The organism is Candidatus Kurthia intestinigallinarum, assembly GCF_003991225.1.
GTDB lineage: Bacteria > Bacillota > Bacilli > Bacillales_A > Planococcaceae > Kurthia > Kurthia populi.
Genome location: NZ_JTFC01000036.1, coordinates 1 through 25,611 on the forward strand (window position 1 = coordinate 1; position 25,611 = coordinate 25,611).

The 25,611-nt window shown below is 38.4% G+C and carries 26 protein-coding genes and 1 riboswitch; of the genes, 19 read left to right on the plus strand and 7 right to left on the minus strand.

Features of this window, described 5'->3' with window-relative positions; genetic code table 11:
- The first annotated feature begins 30 nt into the window (after nucleotides 1-30).
- Together tnpB and QI30_RS14455 are read left to right on the plus strand one after the other, a co-directional pair.
- Nucleotides 31-1,173, plus strand: a complete 1,143-nt coding sequence (tnpB, locus tag QI30_RS14450; protein WP_126991307.1) for an IS200/IS605 family element RNA-guided endonuclease TnpB — start codon at nucleotides 31-33, stop codon at nucleotides 1,171-1,173.
- A 385-nt stretch (nucleotides 1,174-1,558) separates the two neighbouring features.
- Nucleotides 1,559-2,359, plus strand: a complete 801-nt coding sequence (locus tag QI30_RS14455) for a class I SAM-dependent methyltransferase (protein WP_126991308.1) — start codon at nucleotides 1,559-1,561, stop codon at nucleotides 2,357-2,359.
- A gap of 163 nt (nucleotides 2,360-2,522) precedes the next feature.
- On the opposite strand, the gene QI30_RS14460 is transcribed toward QI30_RS14455, so the two are convergent.
- Together QI30_RS14460 and QI30_RS20475 are read right to left on the minus strand one after the other, a co-directional pair.
- The gene (locus QI30_RS14460) at nucleotides 2,523-2,999 is read right to left on the minus strand and encodes a hypothetical protein (protein WP_126991309.1); all 477 of its coding nucleotides are present in this window, start codon (nucleotides 2,997-2,999) and stop codon (nucleotides 2,523-2,525) included.
- Between the two features lie 106 nt (nucleotides 3,000-3,105).
- The gene (locus QI30_RS20475; RefSeq protein WP_158621042.1) at nucleotides 3,106-3,273 is read right to left on the minus strand and encodes a DUF6366 family protein; all 168 of its coding nucleotides are present in this window, start codon (nucleotides 3,271-3,273) and stop codon (nucleotides 3,106-3,108) included.
- A gap of 73 nt (nucleotides 3,274-3,346) precedes the next feature.
- Here QI30_RS20475 and QI30_RS14465 point away from each other — a divergent pair, with 73 nt between their 5' ends.
- Together QI30_RS14465 and QI30_RS14470 are read left to right on the plus strand one after the other, a co-directional pair.
- Nucleotides 3,347-4,147: a hypothetical protein gene (locus QI30_RS14465; RefSeq protein ID WP_126991310.1), complete on the plus strand. Its 801-nt coding sequence runs from the start codon at nucleotides 3,347-3,349 to the stop codon at nucleotides 4,145-4,147.
- 33 nt (nucleotides 4,148-4,180) lie between these two features.
- Nucleotides 4,181-4,621: a GNAT family N-acetyltransferase gene (locus QI30_RS14470; RefSeq protein ID WP_370323622.1), complete on the plus strand. Its 441-nt coding sequence runs from the start codon at nucleotides 4,181-4,183 to the stop codon at nucleotides 4,619-4,621.
- Between the two features lie 40 nt (nucleotides 4,622-4,661).
- On the opposite strand, the gene QI30_RS14475 is transcribed toward QI30_RS14470, so the two are convergent.
- Nucleotides 4,662-5,690, minus strand: coding sequence for a FecCD family ABC transporter permease (locus QI30_RS14475; protein ID WP_126991311.1), 1,029 nt, complete (start codon nucleotides 5,688-5,690; stop codon nucleotides 4,662-4,664).
- On the minus strand, nucleotides 5,690-6,724 hold the full coding sequence (locus QI30_RS14480) for a FecCD family ABC transporter permease (RefSeq protein WP_233600607.1): 1,035 nt from the start codon (nucleotides 6,722-6,724) through the stop codon (nucleotides 5,690-5,692). The genes QI30_RS14475 and QI30_RS14480 overlap by 1 nt, the downstream gene beginning before the upstream one ends.
- Nucleotides 6,725-6,880: 156 nt before the next feature.
- On the opposite strand from QI30_RS14480, the gene QI30_RS14485 reads away from it, so the two are divergent.
- From QI30_RS14485 to QI30_RS14500, 4 genes are all read left to right on the plus strand, one after another.
- Nucleotides 6,881-7,849, plus strand: a complete 969-nt coding sequence (locus tag QI30_RS14485) for an ABC transporter substrate-binding protein (protein WP_126991313.1) — start codon at nucleotides 6,881-6,883, stop codon at nucleotides 7,847-7,849.
- 68 nt (nucleotides 7,850-7,917) lie between these two features.
- Nucleotides 7,918-8,703 carry an ABC transporter ATP-binding protein gene (locus tag QI30_RS14490; protein WP_126991314.1) on the plus strand — a complete coding sequence of 262 codons (786 nt, stop codon included), beginning with the start codon at nucleotides 7,918-7,920 and terminating at the stop codon, nucleotides 8,701-8,703.
- Nucleotides 8,704-8,717: 14 nt separating this feature from the next.
- Nucleotides 8,718-9,743, plus strand: coding sequence for an NAD(P)/FAD-dependent oxidoreductase (locus QI30_RS14495; RefSeq protein WP_126991315.1), 1,026 nt, complete (start codon nucleotides 8,718-8,720; stop codon nucleotides 9,741-9,743).
- A gap of 153 nt (nucleotides 9,744-9,896) precedes the next feature.
- Nucleotides 9,897-11,075, plus strand: a complete 1,179-nt coding sequence (locus QI30_RS14500; protein WP_126991316.1) for an SH3 domain-containing protein — start codon at nucleotides 9,897-9,899, stop codon at nucleotides 11,073-11,075.
- A gap of 39 nt (nucleotides 11,076-11,114) precedes the next feature.
- On the opposite strand, the gene QI30_RS14505 is transcribed toward QI30_RS14500, so the two are convergent.
- The gene (locus QI30_RS14505; protein WP_158621043.1) at nucleotides 11,115-12,392 is read right to left on the minus strand and encodes a CAP domain-containing protein; all 1,278 of its coding nucleotides are present in this window, start codon (nucleotides 12,390-12,392) and stop codon (nucleotides 11,115-11,117) included.
- Between the two features lie 271 nt (nucleotides 12,393-12,663).
- Here QI30_RS14505 and QI30_RS14510 point away from each other — a divergent pair, with 271 nt between their 5' ends.
- Nucleotides 12,664-13,077 (plus strand): YrvL family regulatory protein, encoded by a 414-nt coding sequence (locus tag QI30_RS14510; protein WP_126991318.1) that lies wholly within the window; start codon nucleotides 12,664-12,666, stop codon nucleotides 13,075-13,077.
- Between the two features lie 51 nt (nucleotides 13,078-13,128).
- Nucleotides 13,129-13,437, plus strand: coding sequence for a hypothetical protein (locus QI30_RS14515; RefSeq protein WP_126991319.1), 309 nt, complete (start codon nucleotides 13,129-13,131; stop codon nucleotides 13,435-13,437).
- 366 nt (nucleotides 13,438-13,803) lie between these two features.
- Here QI30_RS14515 and QI30_RS14520 read toward each other — a convergent pair whose 3' ends face one another.
- Nucleotides 13,804-14,256, minus strand: coding sequence for a hypothetical protein (locus tag QI30_RS14520; protein WP_126991320.1), 453 nt, complete (start codon nucleotides 14,254-14,256; stop codon nucleotides 13,804-13,806).
- Between the two features lie 240 nt (nucleotides 14,257-14,496).
- Here QI30_RS14520 and QI30_RS14525 point away from each other — a divergent pair, with 240 nt between their 5' ends.
- The 5 genes from QI30_RS14525 (at nucleotide 14,497) to QI30_RS14545 (ending at nucleotide 20,490) form a co-directional block, all read left to right on the plus strand.
- Nucleotides 14,497-17,115 (plus strand): hypothetical protein, encoded by a 2,619-nt coding sequence (locus QI30_RS14525; protein ID WP_126991321.1) that lies wholly within the window; start codon nucleotides 14,497-14,499, stop codon nucleotides 17,113-17,115.
- Nucleotides 17,116-17,266: 151 nt separating this feature from the next.
- A riboswitch (Lysine riboswitch) is annotated at nucleotides 17,267-17,454 on the plus strand.
- A 113-nt stretch (nucleotides 17,455-17,567) separates the two neighbouring features.
- Nucleotides 17,568-18,407: a transporter substrate-binding domain-containing protein gene (locus tag QI30_RS14530; protein ID WP_126991322.1), complete on the plus strand. Its 840-nt coding sequence runs from the start codon at nucleotides 17,568-17,570 to the stop codon at nucleotides 18,405-18,407.
- Between the two features lie 22 nt (nucleotides 18,408-18,429).
- A complete protein-coding gene (locus tag QI30_RS14535; RefSeq protein ID WP_126991323.1) occupies nucleotides 18,430-19,215 on the plus strand; it encodes an amino acid ABC transporter permease in 786 nt (261 codons plus the stop codon).
- 12 nt (nucleotides 19,216-19,227) lie between these two features.
- Nucleotides 19,228-19,959 carry an amino acid ABC transporter ATP-binding protein gene (locus QI30_RS14540; RefSeq protein WP_126991324.1) on the plus strand — a complete coding sequence of 244 codons (732 nt, stop codon included), beginning with the start codon at nucleotides 19,228-19,230 and terminating at the stop codon, nucleotides 19,957-19,959.
- Between the two features lie 90 nt (nucleotides 19,960-20,049).
- Nucleotides 20,050-20,490: a hypothetical protein gene (locus tag QI30_RS14545; RefSeq protein WP_126991325.1), complete on the plus strand. Its 441-nt coding sequence runs from the start codon at nucleotides 20,050-20,052 to the stop codon at nucleotides 20,488-20,490.
- A 263-nt stretch (nucleotides 20,491-20,753) separates the two neighbouring features.
- Here the strand turns inward: QI30_RS14545 and QI30_RS14550 are convergent, their stop codons facing one another.
- Nucleotides 20,754-21,521 carry an SH3 domain-containing protein gene (locus QI30_RS14550; RefSeq protein ID WP_126991326.1) on the minus strand — a complete coding sequence of 256 codons (768 nt, stop codon included), beginning with the start codon at nucleotides 21,519-21,521 and terminating at the stop codon, nucleotides 20,754-20,756.
- A 257-nt stretch (nucleotides 21,522-21,778) separates the two neighbouring features.
- Here QI30_RS14550 and QI30_RS14555 point away from each other — a divergent pair, with 257 nt between their 5' ends.
- The 4 genes from QI30_RS14555 (at nucleotide 21,779) to nikB (ending at nucleotide 25,601) form a co-directional block, all read left to right on the plus strand.
- Nucleotides 21,779-22,033 (plus strand): hypothetical protein, encoded by a 255-nt coding sequence (locus tag QI30_RS14555; protein ID WP_126991327.1) that lies wholly within the window; start codon nucleotides 21,779-21,781, stop codon nucleotides 22,031-22,033.
- 53 nt (nucleotides 22,034-22,086) lie between these two features.
- A complete protein-coding gene (locus QI30_RS14560) occupies nucleotides 22,087-22,857 on the plus strand; it encodes a YwqG family protein (protein ID WP_126991328.1) in 771 nt (256 codons plus the stop codon).
- 187 nt (nucleotides 22,858-23,044) lie between these two features.
- Entirely contained in the window at nucleotides 23,045-24,619 is a 1,575-nt protein-coding gene (locus QI30_RS14565) for a glutathione ABC transporter substrate-binding protein (RefSeq protein ID WP_233600608.1), read from the plus strand.
- Between the two features lie 58 nt (nucleotides 24,620-24,677).
- Nucleotides 24,678-25,601, plus strand: a complete 924-nt coding sequence (gene nikB, locus QI30_RS14570) for a nickel ABC transporter permease (RefSeq protein ID WP_126991329.1) — start codon at nucleotides 24,678-24,680, stop codon at nucleotides 25,599-25,601.
- The last annotated feature ends 10 nt before the right edge of the window (nucleotides 25,602-25,611 follow it).

The following is a 25,611-nucleotide window of genomic DNA, read 5'->3' on the forward strand; positions in this document are numbered from 1 at the left end:
TATACTATTCGAAAAAAGGAGGTGTCTGTCATGTCACATCAAGCGTATAAATTCCGTATCTACCCAAATAAAGATCAACGAGTATTGATTCATCAAACACATGGGCATTGTCGTTTTGTTTACAACCATTTTCTTGCGTTGTGGAATACTTCTTATGAAGAAGAAGGAAAAGGGTTGAATCGTTCCATTATGTCCAAAATGCTCACAAAGCTGAAAAAACAAGAGGATACGGCATGGCTACGCAACGTAGATAGTGTGGCATTACAAGCCTCTTATGAAAATTTAATAGACGCTTTTCAACGTTTCTTTCAAAAGCAAAATAACTATCCTCGCTTCAAAAGTAAAAAGAATCCAGTTCAAAGTTATACTACGAAGAATACGAATAACAATATTGCGATTGTCGGTAATCAAATGAAGCTACCAAAACTAGGACTCGTAAAATTTGCGAAGTCGCGTGATATTGAAGGTCGCATTATGCGCGCAACGATTAAATACAATGCGAGTGGTACGTTTTACGTGTCTGTCCAATGCGAAGTACCAGACTTTAAGCCATTGCCTCAAACAAATGAAGCTGTAGGAATTGATTTAGGTATCACCGATTTTGCGATTCTGTCTAATGGACGTAGAGTGGATAACCAACGCTTTACGAAGAAGATGGAACAGAAATTAAAACGTGAGCAGCGCAAATTATCCCGTCGCTACGAGCAAGCGAAAAAAGAGGGTCGTAACCTACGTGCGTGCATGAACTACCAAAAGCAACGTCGTAAAGTGGCTCGTTTGCGTGAGCGTGTTGCGTTTCAACGTGAAGATTTTTTAAATAAACTGTCAACGGCATTGATTCGTCACTATGACGTCATCTGTCTTGAAGACTTAAACACAAAAGGCATGTTGAAAAATCATAAGTTGGCAAAAGCGATAGCGGATGTGTCATGGTCTGAATTTGTGACCAAGCTAAAATATAAGGCAAAATGGCTCGATCGAAAAATTGTCGAAATCGACAGATTCTTCCCATCGAGCCAACTTTGTCATGCCTGTGGTCATCGAGATGGCAAGAAACCATTAGCTATTCGTGTGTGGACTTGTTCAGCTTGTGGTACGACACTAGACCGAGATATTAATGCAAGTAAGAATATCTTAATCGAAGGGTTAAGACTTTTAAAGCAACAACCGTAGGAACTACGGGGATAGCCTACTAAAAAAGTGAAGCCGCTGTTTCGAGCAACTGGAAACAAGCAAGCACTGTTCGTAGGAATCTCCCACTTCAAGCAACGTTCAAAGAATGGCTAAGTGGGGGTAGTTCAAGAATAGTACCCATATTATTAAAATAATAATGAGAAAAACATTATTGGTTCGTTGCGTTAAATTTTCTAATACACAATGAGAGAAGAAGAGAAACTTTAAAAAATGTAGGTATTTAAAGGTACAATCGAATTTTCGGTGGATGACCAAGACTGTCGATTTTCCAACGATGCAAGAAATGCGTAGTGGGTAAAAGTCAAAAATAGTACAAATATTAATAGTTGGTAATTGGAAAATTATTATGAGTGAGGGAAAGTATATGACAAATTATGGTGAAAATTTATTTGAAGGAGCAGCAGCGTATTATGCACAGTATCGACCAGTGTATCCGGCACATCTCATTCGCTTTTTAGTAGAGAAGTTTGCTGATAATGGTCAGCAGAAACTGCTGGATATTGGCTGTGGCACAGGAGAAATTTCCTTTCGTTTATTCGATTGGTTTGACGAGGTCATAGGCATTGATACGGATAAGGAAATGCTATGTGAGGCAATGCGCAAAAAAGAGCTGCTTCGCGTCTCAAATGTACATTTTTTCAATGGAGACCTCGTACAGTTTTTAGCGCATCAGTCTATAGATAAACTTCAGCTTGTAACAATGGCAAAATCTTTTCATTGGATGGACCGCGAAGCGCTGTTACATACACTTTATCCACTGATTCAATCAGGTGGTGGCGTAGCACTTATTGATCAGTACATACCGAATAAAGAAATAACGCCTTGGGAGCAGGCATTTAAACAAGTTGTGAAGAAATGGTACGGAGCAGAGCGCAGAGCCGGTAATACAACGTATACGCATCCAGTAAAAAGCCATGCAACGGTAATTGAGGAATCTGCTTTTACCTTACAGCAATATTCATTAGCTCCTTATACATATACGTGGACAATTGACGCTATCTTAGGCAATCATTACTCAACATCTTACGGTCTAAAACAATTTTTAGGAAGTGAAGCACGCATACAAGCATTTGAGCAAGATGTTCGTGAAACATTATTGCAGCTTAATCCAGCAGGTGTTTTTGAAGAAATACTGCCTGTGTCGGTGAAGTTAGCAATGAAATAGATAAAAGAGGCTTTGACATACGTGTAAAAACAACATCTTCTATGTGCATAAAAAAACCGGAACCGCGCCACAGCGCGGTTCCGGTTTTTCGTTGCGAACGCTCAAAAAGGAAAAGGACGTGTTTTGTCGCAGCCTCTTTTTTTAATGATGTAAGCATATAATGCTATGTAGATAGACGTTCGATTAATGTTGGAATTAATTCCGCTTCACTTTCATCGTAAAACCATATCTCGGCTTCATCTTCAACGATGACAAATAACGGTTTATCATTGGAATAGAAGGCTAAATATTCAGGGAGTTCGCCCATTTCCCAACCAAATGCATGATTTGTAAAGGTTTTAAGTACTTCTTTCGCACGACGAATGGATTTATAGCGAAAAACATGTGATTTTCGTTCAGAGCCATATATATGCGCAATATTTCCATAACGATGCACTTTTCGTTTGATTAAAAATTCATCTAGCGGTTCTAGCACAGTCGAATAGGTTTCCTCTAAGAGGTTTTCATTCAACACATTGTCGGCATTAACTTTAATGGACTCTTCTTTAATCGTGAACTCAAAAAAGTCGGATAGCTTAAAAGCGACATCAAGTAACGTAAAATAGTCTTCATTAAAAAAATCTTCGTTTACACATCTCATTATTTTCACTCCTTACGAGAAGAATGTATTGAATAAGTTTAACATAATAATATTGGGGCTAGAAAAGATAAAAAAGGCAGACATCGTGCCATGATGTCTACCTAGATTAAAACAATAATTGATAAATGACATAGCTAATCACCAATATGACAATAATGGAAAGTGTAGCTTTCCAGTTTGTCCCGGCTCTAACAGGTTGGTTGATGCTGTCATTTAAAGTACCACCTGGATTTTTTTCGGCTTCTTGACGGTGCAGCTTTTCAGGATCGTGCATCTAAACACCACCTTTAAAGGGATATTATGTATAATTATACAGCGAGTTTATTAATGAAAAATGGAGGTCACCCATGACGATATATCATTCGAAAGAAAGCACTATTTTTACGATTACACCGCAGCCTGTTGTTGAAAAGGTGTTGCTAAAAGATGTCGGCTGTGAGGTTGGACTTGATGCAAATCAACAAATTGCGACGCTGCGTTTTACCCGTGACGATTTCGAACGTCGAAAGAAATTAACGATTTATGGCGGTACATATTTTAAGATTCTACGAAAGCAACCTACAGCTGTGTATACGTATTATAATGCTGTATTTTCATTTGCAAAGGGGAAGCTTGCCTCTATCGAATTCAAGCATCAGGCAGAGACAGTGAAAGAGATGCGTATGGAGCTTTTACTGCCGCCCATTGAATATGACGAGGAAACGGAAATGATTTCTTTGGCGTTAGATGAAGATGTTTCGCTCACAGACCCTAGGGCAGCTGCGTTTGCATGGCATAATTTAAAAAGCCAAGCGGATAATTTTTACTTTGATGGAAAGTTAGTCGTCTATTTAGATGGTGAGTTATTTTTCGAAGAGAGCACCACTGATGTTTGTGGGTTACTTAAGGCGCTAAAAACCTATAAAGAATATGATGGAGTAAAGGATATTTTATTTTTAGATTCTACTGTAACGTTTTTAATTACGAAATCGGACGCGGGTATGCATTTGTATACGCATGATGAAGCCCAACAATGGAGTAAGCTGATTCCACCGGCACTCTTTGATAAGGCGATAGAAGATGTTTATACTGCTTTTTGTACACTTCTAATCGATACAAAATTACCGTTATCGCAGCGTGAAGATGTGTTAGCACTAAGCATGGTATAATGACGAAGTAAAAAGCTGTAAAGGATGATGACAATGTGGTCAATCAAAAAATTTGATGAATTATCAACGAAGGAATTGTATGCTATTTTGAAGGAGCGTACAGATGTATTTGTTGTCGAGCAGGCATGTCCATATCCAGAACTAGATGGCAAAGATTTTGCTTCGTATCATTTATTTAAAGAGCAGGACGGTGAAATTGTGGCATATTTACGTGTGCTACCGGCAGGTGTATCCTATGATGAGGCATCGATTGGACGCGTTCTTGTGAAGCAAAACTACCGCGGACAAGGACTAGCACAGCAATTACTAAAGAAAGCATTACGCTTTTTAGAAGATGAGCTTCATGAAACGACGATTAAAATCCAAGCACAGGATTATTTACGCAAATTTTATGGCTCGTTTGGATTTGAAGTTATCTCTGAAACGTATTTAGAAGATGATATTCCACATGTAGATATGCTGAAGAAGGCATAAAAAAAGAGGCTAAGACCAAGGGAAACGGTCAGCCTCTTTTTTAATTGCGTGTTTTTAATAGTAGATAAATAAAATATGGTGCACCAACAATCGATAAGATGACCCCAACAGGCAATTCTGCAGGTGCGATGACGATACGTGCGATCGTATCCGATGCAACAACGAGTAATGCGCCAATTAGTGCGCTTAGCGGTAGTACACGCATATGTGAACGACCAACTAAACGACGTGCAATATGTGGTGCAATCAGTCCAAGGAATGTCAGGCCACCACCAACGGCTACACAGCTACCTGCTAAAAGCACCGCTAAAATTAATAGCCATTTTCGCTCTTTATTGACATTAATACCGACACCAATAGCAGACATTTCATTTAGTGAAATAATATCGAGTGTACGGGATTTATAAAAGGCGATTGGTAGTAAAATAAGAAGCCATGGCAGTAATGCTAAAACAAATGTCCAAGACGTTGCATAGATTGAGCCTGATAGCCAGACGAGTGTTCGTGTGAAATCAACTGGCTCCATGCGTAATTGAAAAATCGTAATACCGGCACTAAATGCGGCATTAATCCCAATCCCAATTAAAAGCATGCGGGTGGGTGCAATCCTTCCTTTACGATATGCGAGTGTATAAATAAGAAATGCTGCAAGCAGTGCACCAAATAATGCCACAACGGGTTTTAAAAATACAAAAAATACTGAGTTTGTAGCAACAAAGCTTTGAAAGAAAAATGTATAGAGTACAATGGCGAAGCCCGCTCCTGAGTTGATCCCTAAAATACCGGGGTCAGCTAACGGATTACTTGAAATACTTTGTAAAATAGCACCTGAGACAGCGATGCCCATGCCGACTAAAATCGCCATCGTAATGCGTGGCATACGGAAGTCAAAAATAGTCATGGCATCCTCTGGGTTGCCAAGTCCAACCATAGTTTGAAGGAAGCTAAAAAATGAAATTTGAATATAGCCTGTATTGACGCTAATAAACATCGCGACAACTAATAACACGAGACAGGCAACTAAATAGAAATAAAATCGACTTGAATGTTTGCGTAATGAATTTTGCATTATAAACCTCTTCCATCTTTGCGTGCCAAGTATAAGAAGAATGGTACGCCTATAATTGCGGTAATCGCACCAACTGGCGTCTCAAATGGACTCATAATGATACGACCTAAAATATCTGCGAAGAGTAGCAGACAGCCACCAACAATGGCAGATACCGGAATGATCCAGCGATAATCGACACCAACAATGGCGCGGACAATATGCGGCACAACAAGACCAACAAAGCCAATAATGCCGGCAATTGATACAGCTGCCCCTGTTAGTAAAAGTACAACAATGGTACATAAAATACGGATAAGTGTTGTGCGTTGACCAAGTCCTTTCGCGACCTCTTCTCCTAAACTCATGACAGAGATGGATTTAGATAGGAAGAACGCGAGCAAAAGACCAGCAACAATAAATGGTACGGCTACTTGTACATGTATGGGCTGGATAGAAGATAAGCCGCCAGCGTACCAAAAGCTAATGTCTTTTGCGACATCATATTTTAAGCCAATTGTTGTTGATAAGGCACTGAGCATAGCTGTAATGGCAGAACCGGCGAGTGCGAGCTTCACCGGTGTGATGCCACCTTTACCTATAGCCGTTAATGTAAAGACAAGTGCAGCTCCTGCTCCAGCGCCGATAAATGAAAACAGCACAAGTGTTGAGAAGTCAGGTGCTTTTGTTACCGCGTATGCGATGGAAAGCATAAATCCAGCGCCTGCTGTAACCCCTAGAATAGAAGGCTCAGCTAAAGCATTTCGCGTCACACCTTGCATAATTGCACCTGATACGGCAAGTGCTGCGCCAACTAAAAGACCTGCAATGGCGCGTGGTAGGCGTAATTCATGCAAGATAACATGGGCGCTATTTGTTTCATCATAATGAAATAGCGCATCCCAAATTCCTTTATACGTTAAATCACTAGCCCCAAATCGAATAGAAAGTGCAACAGCAAAAAGTACGAGTATAATAAGGAAGATTGTTGCAATCCATCTAAAAGAAGAACGATAGTGACTTGCTAAATAACTAAAAGATTTTTTTTCGTTCATAGTAATAACTCCTGGATTCATGTGTTGACATAATAAAAAATTTGTTTTATCTTAAGTGAGAAAGATTTTCATTATCATCATATGAGGAATTATAACATTATAGTAAATGAAAATAAACTACTTAAAACTTAAATAGATAGTTAGGAGAATTCAATAATGGCTTTTAAAATGAAAAAATTTGGTTTCGCATGCGCAGGAGCATTAGCTTTAGTATTAGCGGGGTGTGGTAACGACTCGAATTCTTCTTCAGATAATAAAGAAAAAACAGAGCAAACAGATCAAGCAACAAAAACACGTACATTAACAGATGCAATGGGCCATGAAGTAAAAGTACCTGAACAACCAAAACGCGTTATCGCAACATACTTAGAAGATAACTTAGTTGCTTTAGGTATTACACCAGTAGCGCAGTGGTCTGTTACAAATGGCGTGCAAGATTACTTACAAGAGGAATTAAAAGATATTCCAACAATTTCGTACGATTTACCACTTGAAGCCGTTCAAAGTTTTAAACCAGATTTAATCGTAATGGATTCAGCTTCTATGGTAGAGGGCGATAAATACGATCAATACAATAAAATTGCACCAACTTATGTTATCGGTAAAGAAGTAAACAATGATTGGCGCGATGAATTAACAAAAATGGGCGAAGTATTTGGTAAAGAAGCGGAAGCAAAACAAGTGTTAGCTGATTACGAAGACAAAGCTACTGAAGCAAAAAAAGAAATTAAAGATAAAGCAGGCGACATATCTACTGCAGCTGTTTGGGTAACTGGCGGTAAATTCTTCATCGTATCAGATAATCTTTCAAGCGGAGATGTTATGTACAATGACCTTGGCTTAAAAGTGCCAGCAGTTGTAAAAGAAATTTCTGAAAAAGCAACAGGTAACTGGAGCGAAATTTCATTAGAAAAACTAGTAACAATGGATGCTGATCACTTATTCTTAATTGAATCAGATGATGATGCAAGTAAAAAGGCATTAAGCGACAAACTATGGAATACAATTCCAGCTGTAAAATCGGGTAACTTACACAAATTAGGTACAGAATCTCCTTGGCTATACACAGGTGCGATTGCGAATACAAAAATTGTTGAAGAAATTACAGACGCTTTAGCAAAATAAGCGTTAAATTAGAGTTTGTACTTGCATGCGTAAGGCAATCTCTTTTTGTTTAAAGGAGAATTTTCTAAATGAAGAACGACATTTTGGTAGAGCATGTAGATGTTGGCTATGAGAAAACAAAAATTGTACGTGATGTTTCTTTAAGTTTCAAAGAAGGCGAAATTACGACGATTATTGGACCGAATGGTTGCGGAAAATCGACGTTATTAAAGGCAATGACTCGTATTATTCCATATAGTAGCGGCTCGATTTATTTAGATGGTGCGGCTATTGCTAACTATAAAACAAAAGAGCTTGCTAAGCGCTTAGCAATTTTACCGCAAATTGCGGAAAATCCAGCAGGTTTAACAGTAGGAGAACTTGTGTCATATGGCCGCTTCCCGCATCAATCGGGTTTTTCAAAGCTGACGAATGAAGATTATGAAATCATTGACTGGGCACTTGAAGTAACCAACACACTAGACTATAAATATCGTGAAGTAGATACCTTATCAGGTGGCCAGCGCCAACGTGTGTGGATTGCGATGGCACTTGCACAAAAAACCGATATTATTTTCTTAGATGAGCCAACGACTTATTTAGATATGGCGCATCAGCTAGAAGTTTTACAGTTACTAAAAAAATTAAATGAAGAGCAAGGCCGCACCGTTATTATGGTATTGCATGATTTAAATCATGCGGCGCGTTTTTCACATAACTTGATTGCTTTACGTAATGGGGAATTAGTGAAGCAAGGTAGTGTGGAGGAAATGATGCAGCCGGAAATTCTTGCGAAAGTATTTAATATTGATGCAACAATTGTACGCGACCCAAAAACAGATAAGCCTGTCTGTTTATCATACGAACTAATTTAATGAGGAGCGATTCGATGGAATTATTTGATGTAACGATTGTTGGTGGAGGACCTGCTGGCTTATATAGCGCTTTTTATAGCGGTCTACGCGATTTGAAAACGAAAATTATTGAGTTTCAACCCACTTTAGGTGGTAAGGTTAATATTTTTCAAGAAAAAATGCTATGGGATGTCGGTGGTCAGCCACCAATCGTTGCAGCGCAGTTCGTCGAAAATCTTGTAGCACAAGCAAAGACATTTGATCCAACAATTTGTTTAGAAACAAAGGTGCAAAATGTGCGTAAAGAACAAGATTACTTCGTGATTGAAACAAATGATGGTGCACAGCATTATTCCAAAACAATTATTATCGCAACAGGTGGCGGCATTTATAAGCCGATTAAACTAGCAATCGATGGTGCTGAAAAATACGAAATGACAAATTTACATTATACGATTAAAGGCATCGAACGTTTCCGTAATCATGATGTATTAATTTCTGGTGGCGGTAATGGTGCTGTAGACTGGGCCGTTGAGCTTTTACCAATTGCGAAATCAGTGACATTAATTTACCGTAAAGAGGAATTGACGGCACATGAGGCGCAGGTGCGTAATCTACGTGAAAATGGCGTGGAAATTATGCTAAATTCTGAGCTTGTATCCCTACAGTCAAATGAGCAAAAAACGGCGATTGAACAAGTGACTGTTTGTCAAAATGGTGATAATACAACGTTTAATATAGATGATGTTATTATTAGTCATGGGTATGATCGTGAAGTATCCCTTGAATTTGATGAAGACATTCGCCCGGAATGCAAAGATAATTATTATTTGCAAAGCATTGGCAAATGTCAAACAACAGTTCCAGGAATTTTTGGTGCAGGGGATATTGTCACATATGAGGATAAGGTGAATTTATTGCTCGGCACATTCCAAGATGCAGTTCTTGCGGTGAATAGTGCGAAATTATATATGAACCCTGAAGCCAATAAAGTAGCAATGGTATCATCACATAATGAAAAATTTCGTGAGAAAAACCAAGAAATTTATGCAAATGTTTAAAGGAAGTCGAAGAAAAGTAGAGAGCCTGAAGAAGCGGCTCTCTTTTTTTATGAAAAAATAAAAAATAGGCTCTTATTAATGATAAAAATTGTAAAAAATAACAAACAAAGGACGTGTTTTGGTATAATGCTGTTAAGTGAGGTGGATGGATAAATGAAAAAAATGTATGGGGTTGCAGCATTATTAGCAACCACCCTTGTATTAACAGCATGTAATTCTGAAAAAGAAAAATCAAATGAAAGTCAGCAAGCAGCCCCGCAAGATGAGTCGATTCCTAAAGATTATAAAGAGGAAATCAAAAAATTAAGTGATGCTTCTTATGAGGATTCGCGTGCCAAAACAGATGCTTTAACAACCTATGCGCAAAGGTATACGAAGGCGTATGGCTCGGCCGTGGACAATCAAGGGAAAAAACTAAATGATTTCTTAGATTCTGTACTAGACAAGTCTTATACAACAGGCTCGAATGGAGATATGGCGTTAAATTTCTTTGAGTCTTATTTTTTACAAGCATCGTCAACAAGTGAATGGAAAGATGATGCACCGGAGCTTGCTTTAGCAGAAACGTATCATGAGACGATACGGAGTAGTATTCGTTTGTCAGAGGCGATGCGCTTAAATGATAGTGAAGCGACTAAAAATGAAAAGCAAGAGCTCAAAAAGCTAAAGCAAACACTTGCAAGAGATGCGAAAAAATTAGGTACGGTAAAAGGCGACAAAGTATATTATCAGTTAGAGGGTAAGAAAAAAGAGCAGGCGAAAAAGGACAAAAAAGAAGCTTCTCTTGAAGAGAAAAAAGCACAGGCTGCAAAAGCGGAGAAAGTAACAGTAAAGCAACAGACACCTGTAGCGAACCCAAATGCGGCACAAAATGAGCCGTATCATTATGTAAATGGCTATGTCTATGTCAATACAGGAAAATCAAACGCTGGACTGTTTTTACGTACAGGCCCTAGCCAAACGAGTAGTAAGCGTCTAAGCAAATCTTTACCGAATGCGACTGGTATGACTTTACTCGGTCGTCAAGGCAACTGGTATGAGGTCTATGTTGATAGCTATGGCGCCATGGGCTGGGTGCATAGTAGCTACGTGTCATCACAGCAACCTGTCGTTTCACAACCTTCACAATCTTCATTACCGAGTACAGTTGTTGTCAATACAGGAAGTAGCACTCTAGTACTGCGTTCTGGACCAGGAAAGGGCTATAGTAAAGTTACGTCACTTGAAAATGGTACCTATTTGTATGTAACGGATTCAGTGGATGGTTGGTATGAAGTATATGATACAGTTAGTGGTAGCACTGGCTGGGTATCGAAGCAATTTGTAAGATAATCAAAAAACACCACTTCCAATGGGAGCGGTATTTTTTGATTATTTTGTAACAACTTTAATTTTCTTCGTTTGATGATGCACTTTATTCGTTACGGTTACGTAGGCAGTACCCTTTTTCAACGATTTAAATGTATAATTGCTAACTTTTTTTAATGATTTTGTATTGCTAACTGTTAAATCAACATTTGCACTATTTGTGAAATCTAAACGTTTTAAATTGCTAAATGTATATGATTTTCCTTTTTTCAACGTGATTTTCGTTGGATAGCTTGGTTTTGCAAATGAATCTTCTAAATCAAAGAAACGAACCTTATAGCTAATCTTGGTGGCTTTGTTATTTTTCAATAAGCCCGAAATTTTAATGGTATACACTTCATTATCCTTAAATTTAAAATCGCCTAATTTAGCATGCCATACAATCGCATTCATATAACCATATCCTGATGAGCTGACACTATAATGCTGGCCATCCTTTAAATTTTTTGAATCAATTGTTACGGATTTCTTACTCGTTTTCATCGTGATTTTAACACGATCTGAAATCGTATAATTTTTGCCGAGTGATACAGAGAATGGGGTATCTTGTGTCATTAATTGAATAGGCATACGCTGAGCAGGCCATGCGATTTTAGCATTGCTATAATTTTTTTCAGCAAGCCCCCAGCCCCCTGGTTCCTGTAAATCTTTTTTTGACCAATTATAATAGCCAGGTAGTTGTTGATGGACAGCTGCTTTATTATCAAAAACATATGTATCTGTATAACTACCAACTTTACCAAAGCCGATTGAGCGCATAGAAGGGTTTAACAACCATTTACGGTGACCAATGGCGGTCTTATTACTACCACTGTCAATCATGTAGCCATTTAAAATCGATTGCTGGATATTGTAATACCCAACGCCGATATTACTAGCAAGTCCAGCAAATGCACCTTTTTTATACGTTTTACTTGTACTGGACATCCCTTGTGGCACTGGAATTTGGTGCGCCAGCTGATTGTTTCTGTTCATTAAAAATGCAGCATTTTGTGCTAAGTTTGAGAAGTTTTTATTCTCTTTGACTTGTGGTAAATCTGTTAAATAACGTACTAGATTTACGGAATTCAGCGCCGCGGTGTTCTCTGTTTTGCCGACTTTCGTTGAAGTTGGGGGCGTTACATATTTTTGAGGCTGTGATTTCGCAAGCGGATGCTTCACAATAAATTTCGCAATACTGCTCTCCGATGGGATGTCCCCTGTAATGCTTTCTGCTGATGCAGAAGATGCAGCGACTAACATAGAGGCTGCAAATGATAAACTAATAATCCATTTTTTCATATTCTTCACTCCTATCAAAAGTGTATCAAAATGATATAGTAGAAGAATGAGCATGAACGATTATTCTTTTTTTAAGCGTTCAGACTTAAAGTGGTATTCCCTTTTGTGTGAATCGACAGTACTCACATAAAATTTTGTTAGCAGTGGATAATAATAACATGCCAAATTTAATGATAAATTGTTAATTATTGTGTTAATTGGCAGGTTATCTTTTTTTATGGAATTTAGTCGATAGTCTTGTTATGCTAGTAACGAAGTGAGGGATTAATAAATGAAAGAAAAATTCGCAATTTCTGCGAGCCTCTTTGTGGTAGCACTCCTTTTTATTGGGGTAGGAGTGATTGAATTTTTTGCCTTAAAAATTTTAGGTTTGCAATATACATCCTTATGGATGGGTATATTATTCATTGTATTATATGGTGTATTTGATTTTATTATTGCCTTTTTTATTGGTGCGATTCCAAGTGTATTAGTGGAACTCGAACTATTAGAAAAACAATATCAGGCAGGACTTGATTTCGTCATTGATTACATATTAGCTTTATGTTTAATTGGGCTATTGGATGCCTTTATGCCATCAATTTCTATTACATTGTATGGCACGTGTATTTTTGCGCTCGTAACGGCAATCATTCATTACAAGATGAATATTCATGATGATGTAGAATCTTCATCAAAAGCTTAATGAATACAACCTCCTTTTATGGTAAAATATTACATAATGGGAGGTGTTTTTATGAATAAATGGCTGAAGAGCATTGTGTTTGTAGGAATAGGTGGCTTATTATTCTTTACGGTGAATTATTTGTTTTTCCATAGTGAAGGACAGATGAGGACGAGCATCACACAAGAAAATATTGTGCAAAAGAATGATACGTACTATTTAGTCGTCGATGATGAGTCATATGAAATCGACGAGCAATTTCAAAAGCGTATTGATACAACGGATACGATTGAATATGATATAGATTATACATATAATTCGCTGTTCCAACGTGGCAAAATTGTAGAGCTCCATAAAATTGGAACAAATTATAACAAATAAAAAACGAGAAGCGGCTACTTGTGCGCTTCTCGTTTTTGCTTTATAGCCAGGATTGATAATGTCGATTCCCATAAATATAAAGCTTTTGTGTCGCAATAATCCGTTCGATTAAGATAATAATGCTTTTAAAAATAGCATATGATGCGACAGATGCTTGTTCTTTTTTACCGTGTCACGGTTTGCTCAACAGCTATAAATTGTAATTGACTAGCTGTTGTGGGTGAATGCTCCGCAATGGTTTGATAGTACGCATGACTAAGCATTAAAAAATACGAAAAAAAGAGCAAGATCGTTGTTCAACGTTTCAAAAAACATTTCTCCTTCAGATGGTGATACATATATGTACGTTTAAAAAGTAAAAAAGTTTCAATTTAATACATTGCGTGGAGGCATTGTATCATTATCATCATCTGGTAATTTCAAATAGCGTTTTAAATCACTAGCCGCACTGTTTAAAGTTTGTTGGATACGCTTGCCTAGCTTTAAAATCGCTGGTGTAATATCACTTTCTTGCCAAATCGTTAACAAATGCTGCTGGAAAGCAACATAGCCAATAAAATCCATCATTCGGTTTTGCACCGACTTATAAATGATTCTTTGACTCGCATCATCTGTCATTTCATTATGTAATAGTGTTAGTTCAAAGCAAAAATCAAGCATTTGCTCACACTTCTCTAAGGTCGCTTTGTATTGTTGCAGGGCATACCAGCTTTGAGACGTTAAATACACCTCACCCATTTTTTTTTGTAAGTTTTCGCGTGCTTTATGTATGTCATTCATAAGATGTTGCATTGCGTCAATGTGGCTTCCAAACGTCATATTATCACCTCACTATATCGCTATTATAACAAGCATTTCGGCAAAATCACATAAAAAGCTTGTCCTTTTTTATACCCTTTCTCATACGTGATTAGACATACTATCTTTTCATGTATCTATTAATAAAATAAGTATTAAAGACTATCTATTGTATGGAACCTTGTCATCTTGTCCGCAAATAGAGGATATTTTACAATAAAATAAAATATTAAATCTTATACAAAATAGGGAGGTGTTTTTATGAAATGGAAAAGACTCATCGCTTCTACCACATTAGCCTTTATGATGTCATCAACAATCACCTTACAGCCTGCGCAAGCTGCAACGTACCAATTGAAAAATGGTGTATTGATTGATGCACCGACGAAAAAAGTAGTAAAAGGATATGCACTCTACAAAGGGAAATTGTATAAGGACGGCAAATTAAATAAAGGATATGTTTATTGGAATAACAAATTGTATCGTAATAGTGTATTAAATACGGGCTATGCCATTGTTGGCGAAGGAAATTTAATGCGTCTTTATTATGGTACACAGCTAAAAAGTGGTACGAAAAAAGCGCGTAATAACACGCTTCTATTTAAAAATGGCTTTTTAGCGCAAGGGAATGTACAGACAAAGGACTTACAGTATTTATATGTGGATGGTCGTTTAAGTAGCGCGGATGAAAAGGTATATCAAAAAGCGGGCCTCTCCTATTTATATGAAAAAGGCCATTTATCGACAGGTGAAAAAATGGATGCTACAAAGCAGTATTTATTTAAAGATGGCAAGTTAGATACTGCGGCACCGATACAACTAAGAGATGGTCATTTATTTGTAGAGGGTCGTGCACCACAAGGAAACTATCTATATGAAGGAACACTTTATTTTTATGGTAAGGTAAGCCAAGAATTAACGGATTATAAAGGCCTTTACTATTATAAGGACGGCAAGCTTGCGGATGGTGATGCGAGCCCGTACCCAGTGAAATTCAATCAAGGCGTGCCTATAGTGACGATTGACTCGGTTTCGATGCTTGATTTGAATCGTCTTCAAGTGCTTGGAGAAGATACGAGTTGGTTATTGAAAGAACAAATTCGGGTGAATGGGAAAAATGTAAAGGGCAAAGGTTATATACAAAGTGAAGAGGATAATTCTGTTTGGTTATTGAATACACCTGTAGCACTCGATGAAGACATTGCCATTCAAATTGGTAATCAAAGCTTTACGTTAAACTATGATTTAACGCAGGCGAGTTTAGCACTTGCGAATGATACATTTGAGCCGGGTGAGGAAAATACGTTGGCGTTGCAGATTGGTGCTACTCAAAAGAGTGTCAAGGAGTGGAAAGAAGTGGGCTATGATATAAAATTTACAGCACAGCAAGCAATCTTTCCGGAAGGCACCACCTCGACAACAGGGGAACTTGCTACGACGAACAAAGGGGTGTACCCACTTCATGTAAGTGTCGAGAAGAATGGAAAGAAGCGCGAGCTAGATACGAAAATTCGTTTTACTGCTTACAATCCAAAAGAGGAAGTAGCAACAGATGAAATTTATCTAAAAGTTCGACAAGATTACTACAACTATCAAATGACACCAACTAAAACATTAGTTGTCGGTGAACTAGGCTATGTTTCTACTGCACAGTTTGCTAACCCAGGGTTCCGTGTGAATGGTGCAAATCTAACCTATACAAGCTCGGATACGTCTGTTATTTCATTCCGTGACGAGGATCTACAGGACGCTAGTAGTGAAGATTCACTGCCTATTATTGCACCGCATTTAGTAGCGAAAAAGGCAGGGAAAGCAAAAATCACAGTGAAGGCTGGGAACTATACACAATCCTTTACAGTGAATGTGGTGGATAGTAAGCGGAAGCTAACAACGATTACGGCACCGAAAACGTATAAGGCCTATATAGAGAAGGATATTAATCCACTCGCTGTTCCGGGGCTTCGTGCAACACAAAAAGATCAGTATGGGGACCCGTATTATAAAGCTTCAAGTAAATCGACAATCCAATATCCAAAGACAATTCCATTCCGCTACGCACCGATAAAAACATTTACAGGCGCTGAAGTGTATACGTCATTAACACCAACAACTGCTGGTCAAAAAGGAACAATTTATTATAAAAATGCGAGTGGGAAAACACTTGCACAGACAGCACTGACGACGAGTAAGCTTCCAGCAAAGGTGGAAATCGACTTTAATAATTTAAATGATTTAACATGGCACTATGAAGATGTGAATGGAAAATACGCGGGTGAGGTACCAAAAGCAGATGTTAGTGGCTATAAAGTACGCTATAATCCAGCGATGCTATCGATTGATGGTGAGACAACTGGTGAGTATACGATTGGACGTATTAACTATGCACCAGTGACATTTTTACGAAATGGCTATACAACGGTTTATATTTACGATAAAAATGATAAATTAATTCGTACGCGAACAATTTATAGCCCGGCAACGAGACCGGCAATTACAAGCATTGATACAAAAGATGTACCCACATTAACAGCTCCGGCAACAATCGGCTATAAGGATGTACTTTATACGTCAGAGGAAGCCGGGAAAGATCCAAAAGTGGAACGCTTTACACTATCTCAAAATAGTAATGCGACGGTTCGAATGACTCAAAAAGCGCGTGAATGGGCAGATGCAGAGGAATATGAAAATACCGTTCAAGCAGGTGATTTGTATTTGGACTATGATGAAAATGGCAAATTTTCAACAGGGGATAGACCGGTTCTAACAGTAACAGCAGACAATGCTACAGACTATGCGCTCAATAAATGGCAAATCAACGAAAAAGATACAATCTATATTCGCTATGGTAATGTCATTGAAAAAGAAATAAAAATTAATTAAATACGAAGGAATGAAGTCATTTATGTGCATGATTTAGTCGTAAATACCGAAATTGTTTAGAAAAATAAAAATATTATGACAAATTATATTGACATAAAAACAACATTCCTGTATATTTAGTCTCATAAATTAGAATAAATGCCTCACAGCTTCGTGAGGTAGAGGCGCGATAAGTCAAGATACAATCGATGAGCTAGAGAAGAGTTATGAAACGATTGATGAGGGACTATCGCCGAAGTGCATGACGATTTCTCAACATCATGTGCTGGGTCTGCAGTGAACAATTGCAGGACTGTCTCGCTTGAGTTTCCACCTTAAGTGAGTTGTGCTATCTCAATTTGGAATGTTGTGAGGATTCTGGGACTAAAGATAATTTAGGGACCTGAGTTTACCTCAGGTCCTTTTTTGTTTAGTCCTAATAACTAATTAATGACAAAAAAGGAGAGAGTAGGATGAAGAAAACAGGATGGTTAGTAGGTTTAATGTTTGTACTCGTTCTTGCGTTAGCAGGATGTGGCGCTTCAGATTCTGATAAGTCAGAATCTTCTGGTGATTCAAAGGATACATTTACAGTAGGGATGGAAGCGGGTTATCCACCATTTAACTGGACACAACAGGACGATTCAAATGGCGCTGTAAAAATTAAAGATGGTTCTGAGTATGCGGGTGGGTACGATGTTGCAATCGCACAAAAGGTAGCAGATAAATTAGGTAAGGAATTAGTTATTGTGAAAACAGAATGGGATGGACTTGTTCCCGCATTAACTTCAGGTAAGATTGATGCGATTGTAGCAGGTATGTCGCCAACAAAAGAGCGTTTAAAAACAATTGATTTCTCAGATGTGTATTACACATCTAACCTTGTAATGGTTGTGAAAAAAGGTAGTAAATATGAAAATGCTACGTCGTTAGCAGATTTCAGCGGTGCTAAAATCACTGCACAATTAAATACATTCCATTATTCAGTAATTGATCAAATTGATGGTGTGAAAAAGCAATCTGCCATGGATAACTTTCCGGCAATGCGTGTAGCACTAGAGTCAGGTAAAATTGATGGTTACGTTTCAGAGCGTCCAGAAGGTGTATCTGCAGCAGCCGCAAACGATAATTTTGCAATGGTTGAATTTACAGATGGCTTTAAAACAAGTAAAGAGGATACAGCAATTGCGGTTGGCTTACAGCAAGGCAGTGATTTAAAGGCAAAAGTAAACGAGGCGTTAAAAGAAATCTCTGAAGACGATCGTACGAAGCTAATGGATGAAGCAATTGCAAATCAACCAGCAGCAAAATAGTTGCTTGTGAGGAGGAATATTAATGAGTTTAGATTGGTTTATAACCATTATTACGAATAACTGGCCGATGCTTTTACGAGGCGCTTGGATGACCCTAGTTATTTCAACACTCGGGACACTTATTGGCGCATTAATCGGTTTGATTATTGGCGTCATTAATACAACTCCGAAAGCACAAAAGGGCGGTCAAAAAACATTTTTAGCGATTGTAAATGGCTTATTACGTGTCTATGTGGAATTCTTCCGTGGTACACCGATGATTGTACAGGCCATGGTTATTTTCTACGGCACACCGCTTATCATGCAATGGCTTAAAGCAACAATTGGTACGGATTTCGGCTTTAATGGCGATATGAATGCGACATTTGCTGCAGTCGTCATTGTGTCATTAAATACAGGTGCCTATATGGCGGAGATTGTACGAGGCGGCATTATTAGTGTCGATAAGGGACAATTTGAAGCGGCACGCGCAATGGGGATGAATCATTGGACGACGATGACATCTGTTGTGTTACCACAGGTGCTGCGTAATATCTTACCGGCAACGGGTAATCAATATATTATGAATATTAAAGATACGTCGGTATTAAATGTCATTACCGTAAATGAGCTATTCTTCCAAACAAAAACGATTGCGGGTGCGAACTTCCGTTACTTTGAATCATTTTTCATCGCGTGTATTATTTATTTAATTATGACACTAACAGCGACACAGGTGCTTCGTTTCTTCGAGCGTCGTTTAGAAGGCAAGGCCAATTATCAAATGCTTGATGAAGCGGGCATTATGCGTCCGAAATCACGCGAGTAAAGGAGAGAGAGTATGGGAAACGTTATTGATATTCAGCATCTATCAAAATCCTTTGGTTCGCATGAAGTTTTAAAGGACATTAACTTTTCTGTTGAAAAAGGAGAAGTCGTAACGGTTATTGGTTCATCAGGCTCTGGTAAATCAACATTACTTCGGTGTATTAATCTACTTGAAATACCTTCAGGTGGCGAAATTATTTATCACGGTGAAAATATTTTACAAAAGAAAAATTTGAATGATTACCGTAAGCATATGGGCATGGTATTCCAGCAGTTCAATTTATTTAATAACTGGGATGTTTTAAATAACTGTACTGTAGGGCAAAAGAAAATTCTGAAGCGTTCAAAAGCGGAGGCCGAAGAAATTGCGTTGAACTATTTGAAGGTTGTTGGTATGGATCGCTATGTGAAGGCGCGTCCTCACCAACTATCAGGTGGTCAAAAGCAACGTGTAGCAATTGCGCGTGCGTTATCGATGTCACCAGATGCACTTTTATTTGATGAACCAACATCTGCGCTAGATCCAGAGATGGTCGGTGAAGTGTTACGTGTCATGAAGGAGCTTGCACAGTCGGGATTAACGATGATTATCGTGACACATGAAATGGAATTTGCACGCGAAATTTCAGATCGAATTGTTTTTATGGATAAGGGGTTAATTGTAGAAGAAGGCTCACCGGATGAGTTATTTAATAATCCAAAGCATGAGCGAACAAAAGCCTTTTTACAACGTGCACTCAAATAAATCATGAAGAAGCTGTCTTTTTGGACAGCTTCTTTTTTGTGCAGCATGTATACGATTTCGTGCTATGCTAGATTTGGAGGGGACATAGCGATGAAAAAGTATAAGGTATTGTTTCTCATCTGTTTCACACTATTATTGGTGGCTTGTGCAGATGAGAAAGTGTCTGTTAAAAAAGATGTGACAATTGGTGCGGTCAATGAGCAAGAATATGAGGAGCTAGGCACTGTCCAACTAGATGAAAAACCAGCAAGAGAAGCGCTTCAAAAAGTATCATTGTCATTAACGATTGAAAACTTTGAGCAATTACATAATGCGAAATTAGCTGTCGATGATAATGCACGTGCATTGTTTGGTAAAAGCTATTGGTTTGGGTCGTATACATTGAATGAGCATCACTATGAGGCTGTATTTTATGTGCAACTTGATAAAGAGACAATTCAACAGCAACTAGAGGACATCAACTATAAGGTGACCTGGGAATATCGCGGGGATACAAAGCAACAAGTGGGGGATTTTGGAGCGAAGAAATAATCGAAAGCTCATCTCCACTGTAGTGTAACCGGATGGCAATCATTTTGTATAGATAAGGTTTCTGAGAAATCATTCGTTTTTAACGTGCATTTTTTTATAATCGACGCTTTTGTAACGGGTTTTTAAATAAAGAGGCTGGGACATACGTGTAAAAATAATCTCTCATAGGAGCATAAGAAAAACCGGAATCGCGCTGTAGCACGGTTCCGGTTTTTCGTTGTGAAGGCTAAAAAAGGAAAATGACGTGTTTTGTCCGAGTTTCTTTATTTTTCGTTAGGAAATACTAATGTCACATATTGTGCTGAAACATACGCAGGTTTGCCCTTATAAATAATTTTATACCATTCAACAGCGGCATCTTTTTTATACGCTGTAGCGAATTTAACTTTTTCGCCCTTTTGAAGTGTGCCTAAAATCGTACTTGTCACACTTGGCTCTTGACGAACTTTCAATGTCACTGTGCCGATATTACGAACAACGCCCGTTTTTGTTGTGGCAACTTCTTTCTTTGTAAAGGTAATATGCTTCGCCTCAACATAACCAACTTTTCCTTTATAAAGAACTTGGAAGAAAGTATCCTTTGATGCTGCTGTGTAGTTTTGTGTCAACTGAACAGTGGCACCTTCCTTGAGTGTGCCACGCTTTTTACCCTTTGCTGAAGCACTTGCACGTACGCTCAGTTTCGCTTTCGAGACATAGCCTTTTTTTACAACCTTTAATGCGGGTGTAGTGGTCGGCTTTTCAGACGTCACATATTGTCCATATACATAAACAATTTCACCATCTAATAATACGCGATACCACGATTTTTTTGAGCCATCAATAACTTGCAGTTCAGTATTTTTTGCAAGTGTTGTGACAATACTTGAAGTAGTGTTCGGTGCAGTACGTGCATAGACCCCATGATTGGTATACATGACCTTCGTTTCAAACGCTACCGCCGTCTCAGCATTTGCTGTTGTCGGTAAAGAAAGCGTAGAAGCGGTAAGTCCTGTTGCTAGTGCATAAATTAAAAAAGATTGTCGATTCATACATATACCTCCTAAAATATTAATTATAATGACCTATTTATATTTTACTATCTAGATTCTACCATAAATTATTTAGTGGAAATAGCTTAATATGCAATAATCTGTGAATATCTATCTGTTTATATTGATAAAACTACTACTCGCCAGTCTATATAAAACAAAAAAACTGTTCACTAAATATACACAGCGTTCATGATTGTCGCCAGTCCTTTCTATACTTTAAAATAAAGTTACATTGATAAAGGATGGTGGCTCATATGGAGTATACAAGTGACGCGTTACATAAAATTTGGGATGTCGGACAGCTTTATCGTTTGAAATCAGGTGAGGTTCAAGCCTATTTAGCGTACAAAAAAATTGAAAAAACGTATAAAGAATCTTTTCGCGAAAAAGCACTTGCTCTAATACCTAAAGCTTCGAAACAGCAGTTACAATTACTTGATTTGACAATCGAATGGGAGCCAATGCGAGAAGCATTTTTAGCTGGTTTAATTGGCGAACGACTACGTTAAAAATAGAACAAACGTTCCTTTTGTGGTAGACTAATTTCTAAGGAGGCGTTCATATGATATTACCAGCGATTTTACAATCTTTTGAAAGTCAGATTCAAGAGACTTTGAAGCCGTATATTAAAATTTCCTTGAAGGAATCAGAAAATATTAGCCTTACGAACAGTAAGGTTGGTGGCCATCCTTATTGGCCTGTAAATGAACCTTACCCAGTTTCACCAGAGCACGAGCCACTTCGATTACTTGCTCAAATTAACTTCTCAGAAATACCTCAGGGAATAGAAGAATTACCAACGACGGGTTTGCTACAATTTTTCCTTGCGTCAGATGATTTATATGGTATGGATTTTGATGAACCTGCAACGCAAGAAGGTTTTCGCGTTGTGTATCATGAGACGACCGAGGCAACAGCTTTAGATGATTTTTCATTTTTAGATGCGATATCGTATGATGAATTTCCATTAGGTGAGGGTTTGGAACTTGCCATGAGCTTTGATATTAAGGAAGCGGCTATGTCTTCAGAAACGTACGATTTTGATGCGCATTTTGGTGAGGAATTCCGCGAAAATGATGACCTGATGGAGGCTTATTATGAATTATTTAGCGGCCTCGAGCACCGTATTGGAGGTTACCCTGGTTTTACACAATTTGATCCACGTGATGACGATACACCGTTTGATTTCCTGCTTTTCCAGCTAGACAGTGAAACAGTTGGTTCACAGGAAATTTTATGGGGTGACGTCGGCATTGGGAACTTCTTTATTAACACTGATGATTTAAAACAAAAGAATTTTTCGCATGTTCTCTATAATTGGGACTGTGGTTAAACAATATGAAGAAATCGCTATTAGGCGGTTTCTTTTTTTGTAATAAATAAAAAGTCTAAACAAAAACAGTGCTTTAAATAGTTAATTATTACCTTTTCGATTCATTTTGATTATAATTTCCATAATATAGGGTATCTAATAATATCATGATGATTCATGAAATTTGTTAGTGTGGGGGGAGAAATGATTGAAAAGGAGAACAAATTGGTTCGCACTTATAGCTTTAGTAGTGATGGCCGTTGTATTAGCAGCTTGTGGCGGAAGTGATTCTGGCTCGAATTCAGCGAATGAAAGTGGTGGGAAAAAAGCGGGCAAGGACTTGACGATTGCGGTCAATCAAAACTTCGTAACACTGGATCCGCAAGACTCGAACAACACTTTGGATAACTCGGTTCAGCAAACGATGCTAGAGGGGTTAGTTGGCTTTGATAAGGATATGAAAATTATTCCGAAGCTAGCAGAGGATTATAAGGTGAATAAGGACGCAACAGAATTTACATTTATGTTACGTAAAGATGTGACGTTCCATGACGGGGAAGCTTTTAATGCGGAAGCTGTCAAAACAAATTTTGAGCGTGTATCAGATGAGAAAAATGGCTTGAAACGCTACTCATTATTCTCAAATATTGAAAAAATTGATGTGGTGGATGATTACACAGTGAAATTTACGCTGAAAAATTCATTCGCTTCAATGATTAATAATTTCGCTCATCCAGCTGGTGCGCTTCAAAGTCCGAAATCACTAGCAAGTGGTGATGATGTCGCGCGTAAACCGGTTGGTACAGGCCCTTATGTATTTGAGTCATGGGATTCAAGTGACATTATTAAAGTGAAAAAGAATGATAAATACTGGAATGGTGATGTAGCGGCCAATTCGATTACCTTTAAACCGGTTGTAGAGAATGGCTCTCGTACAGCGATGCTACAAACAGGCGAGGCTGATTTTGCATACCCCATTCCAACTGAACAAGTAGAAACATTGAAAAAGCAAAATATTACGATTGAAAATACGGATTCGATTGTTATGAACTATTTATCAATGAATGTTAGTAAAGAGCCATTTAATGATCCGAAAGTGCGTGAGGCAATTACACACGCAATTAACAAAGAAGATTTAATTAAAGTAGTATACGCAGATTATGCAAAGCCAGCTACATCTGTCATTGCCGAAAAAACGCAATTCTACTCAAAGCAAGAGGACCAAAGCTATGATGTTGAAAAAGCGAAGGCACTCATGAAAGAAGCGGGCAAAGAAAGTGGCTTTGAAACAACGATTTGGGCTACAAATACGACAAACTACATTAAAGCGATGGAGTTTATCCAACAATCTTTAGCTGCAATTAATATTAAAGTTAAAGTAGAACCAATGGAAAATGGTGCACTTGCAGATGCCTTGTGGGCAGTGGAAGATCCAAAAGATGCGAAGGTACAAATGTACTTTGGTGGGTGGAGTCCATCAACAGGTGAAGCAGACTGGGCGATTCGTCCGTTATTCTCATCTGATTCGTTCCCTCCAAACTCATATAACATCTCGTATTACTCAAGTAAAGAAGTAGATAAGGGCTTAAAAGAAGGTCTAGCTACTTCAGATGAAGGCGAGCGTCAAAAAATTTACGATGATGTACAAAAAACAATTTGGACAGATATGCCATGGGTGCCGATTTCAAATCCAGATAATATTTTCGGTAAGAAATCGAACTTAGAAGGCATTGTGTTACTACCAGATGGTGGATTAAGTGTGACAGAACTACAAATTAAATAAGAAAATAGCGGCGCTATGAGGAATCATAGTGCCCTTTTGTTCTGGAGGGGAGAACGGGATGCTGAAATTTATTTTGAAGCGTATTTTACAAATGATTCCGATTTTATTTGTCGTCACAATTGTTGTGTTCTTATTTGTGCATATGATACCCGGGAATCCTGCGCGAATTGTAGCGGGTGCAGATGCAGACCAAGCAACGGTTGAAATGATTGAAAAGAAGCTAGGTCTTGATAAGCCGATTGTCGAGCAATATTTCGTCTACATCGGTAATTTAGCGAAGGGTGATTTAGGTACGTCGTTAAAAACGAATGAACCTGTTTTACAAGAGATGAAATCCCGTTTTATGCCCACCTTTTGGCTGACCGTCTGGAGTATGCTTTTTGCGGTCATTGTCGGAGTAGGGATTGGCATTCTTTCTGCCATGAAACGGAATTCATTTTGGGATTACTTGGGCATGTTTGGGGCAGTTGTTGGGATTTCCATTCCTTCCTTCTGGTTAGGACTGCTATTAATGCAGTGGTTCTCCGTGAAGCTAGGCTGGTTCCCGACAACAGGGCTTGATTCCTGGCAGGGCTATGTACTGCCTTCGATTACGCTCGGTGTCGGCGTAGCCGCCATTATTGCGCGCTTTACCCGCTCCGCTTTAATTGATGTACTGAAGGAAGATTATATTCGGACAGGGCGCGCAAAGGGCTTTTCTGAAAGTAAAATCATGATTAGACAGGCGCTTAAAAATGCGATGGTGCCGGTTGTGACGATGACGGGCCTTCAATTTGGTTTCCTACTCGGTGGTTCGGTTGTAATTGAAACCGTATTTGGCTTCCCTGGTTTAGGGAGCTGGCTCATCGATGCGGTGGCAACGCGCGATTACCCGGTTATACAGGCAGAAATTTTATTGTTCTCGCTCGAGTTTTTATTAATTAATTTATTGGTCGATGTTATTTATGGTTTCTTAAATCCACAAATTCGCTATGACGATTAAGGAGGGGTTT

What these genes read in the sequence shown, in the direction of transcription:
- nikB (WP_126991329.1), top strand. Translation starts at nt 24,678, where the DNA reads ATGCTGAAATTTATTTTGAAGCGTATTTTACAAATGATTCCGATTTTA.
- QI30_RS14520 (WP_126991320.1), bottom strand. Translation starts at nt 14,256, where the DNA reads ATGACGTTTGGAAGCCACATTGACGCAATGCAACATCTTATGAATGAC.
- QI30_RS14470 (WP_370323622.1), top strand. Translation starts at nt 4,181, where the DNA reads ATGTGGTCAATCAAAAAATTTGATGAATTATCAACGAAGGAATTGTAT.
- QI30_RS14515 (WP_126991319.1), top strand. Translation starts at nt 13,129, where the DNA reads ATGAATAAATGGCTGAAGAGCATTGTGTTTGTAGGAATAGGTGGCTTA.
- tnpB (WP_126991307.1), top strand. Translation starts at nt 31, where the DNA reads ATGTCACATCAAGCGTATAAATTCCGTATCTACCCAAATAAAGATCAA.
- QI30_RS14460 (WP_126991309.1), bottom strand. Translation starts at nt 2,999, where the DNA reads ATGAGATGTGTAAACGAAGATTTTTTTAATGAAGACTATTTTACGTTA.
- QI30_RS14475 (WP_126991311.1), bottom strand. Translation starts at nt 5,690, where the DNA reads ATGCAAAATTCATTACGCAAACATTCAAGTCGATTTTATTTCTATTTA.
- QI30_RS14500 (WP_126991316.1), top strand. Translation starts at nt 9,897, where the DNA reads ATGAAAAAAATGTATGGGGTTGCAGCATTATTAGCAACCACCCTTGTA.
- QI30_RS14480 (WP_233600607.1), bottom strand. Translation starts at nt 6,724, where the DNA reads ATGAACGAAAAAAAATCTTTTAGTTATTTAGCAAGTCACTATCGTTCT.
- QI30_RS14540 (WP_126991324.1), top strand. Translation starts at nt 19,228, where the DNA reads ATGGGAAACGTTATTGATATTCAGCATCTATCAAAATCCTTTGGTTCG.
- QI30_RS14465 (WP_126991310.1), top strand. Translation starts at nt 3,347, where the DNA reads ATGACGATATATCATTCGAAAGAAAGCACTATTTTTACGATTACACCG.
- QI30_RS14510 (WP_126991318.1), top strand. Translation starts at nt 12,664, where the DNA reads ATGAAAGAAAAATTCGCAATTTCTGCGAGCCTCTTTGTGGTAGCACTC.
- QI30_RS14490 (WP_126991314.1), top strand. Translation starts at nt 7,918, where the DNA reads ATGAAGAACGACATTTTGGTAGAGCATGTAGATGTTGGCTATGAGAAA.
- QI30_RS14530 (WP_126991322.1), top strand. Translation starts at nt 17,568, where the DNA reads ATGAAGAAAACAGGATGGTTAGTAGGTTTAATGTTTGTACTCGTTCTT.
- QI30_RS20475 (WP_158621042.1), bottom strand. Translation starts at nt 3,273, where the DNA reads ATGCACGATCCTGAAAAGCTGCACCGTCAAGAAGCCGAAAAAAATCCA.
- QI30_RS14550 (WP_126991326.1), bottom strand. Translation starts at nt 21,521, where the DNA reads ATGAATCGACAATCTTTTTTAATTTATGCACTAGCAACAGGACTTACC.
- QI30_RS14495 (WP_126991315.1), top strand. Translation starts at nt 8,718, where the DNA reads ATGGAATTATTTGATGTAACGATTGTTGGTGGAGGACCTGCTGGCTTA.
- QI30_RS14555 (WP_126991327.1), top strand. Translation starts at nt 21,779, where the DNA reads ATGGAGTATACAAGTGACGCGTTACATAAAATTTGGGATGTCGGACAG.
- QI30_RS14505 (WP_158621043.1), bottom strand. Translation starts at nt 12,392, where the DNA reads ATGAAAAAATGGATTATTAGTTTATCATTTGCAGCCTCTATGTTAGTC.
- QI30_RS14525 (WP_126991321.1), top strand. Translation starts at nt 14,497, where the DNA reads ATGAAATGGAAAAGACTCATCGCTTCTACCACATTAGCCTTTATGATG.
- QI30_RS14455 (WP_126991308.1), top strand. Translation starts at nt 1,559, where the DNA reads ATGACAAATTATGGTGAAAATTTATTTGAAGGAGCAGCAGCGTATTAT.
- QI30_RS14485 (WP_126991313.1), top strand. Translation starts at nt 6,881, where the DNA reads ATGGCTTTTAAAATGAAAAAATTTGGTTTCGCATGCGCAGGAGCATTA.
- QI30_RS14535 (WP_126991323.1), top strand. Translation starts at nt 18,430, where the DNA reads ATGAGTTTAGATTGGTTTATAACCATTATTACGAATAACTGGCCGATG.
- QI30_RS14545 (WP_126991325.1), top strand. Translation starts at nt 20,050, where the DNA reads ATGAAAAAGTATAAGGTATTGTTTCTCATCTGTTTCACACTATTATTG.
- QI30_RS14560 (WP_126991328.1), top strand. Translation starts at nt 22,087, where the DNA reads ATGATATTACCAGCGATTTTACAATCTTTTGAAAGTCAGATTCAAGAG.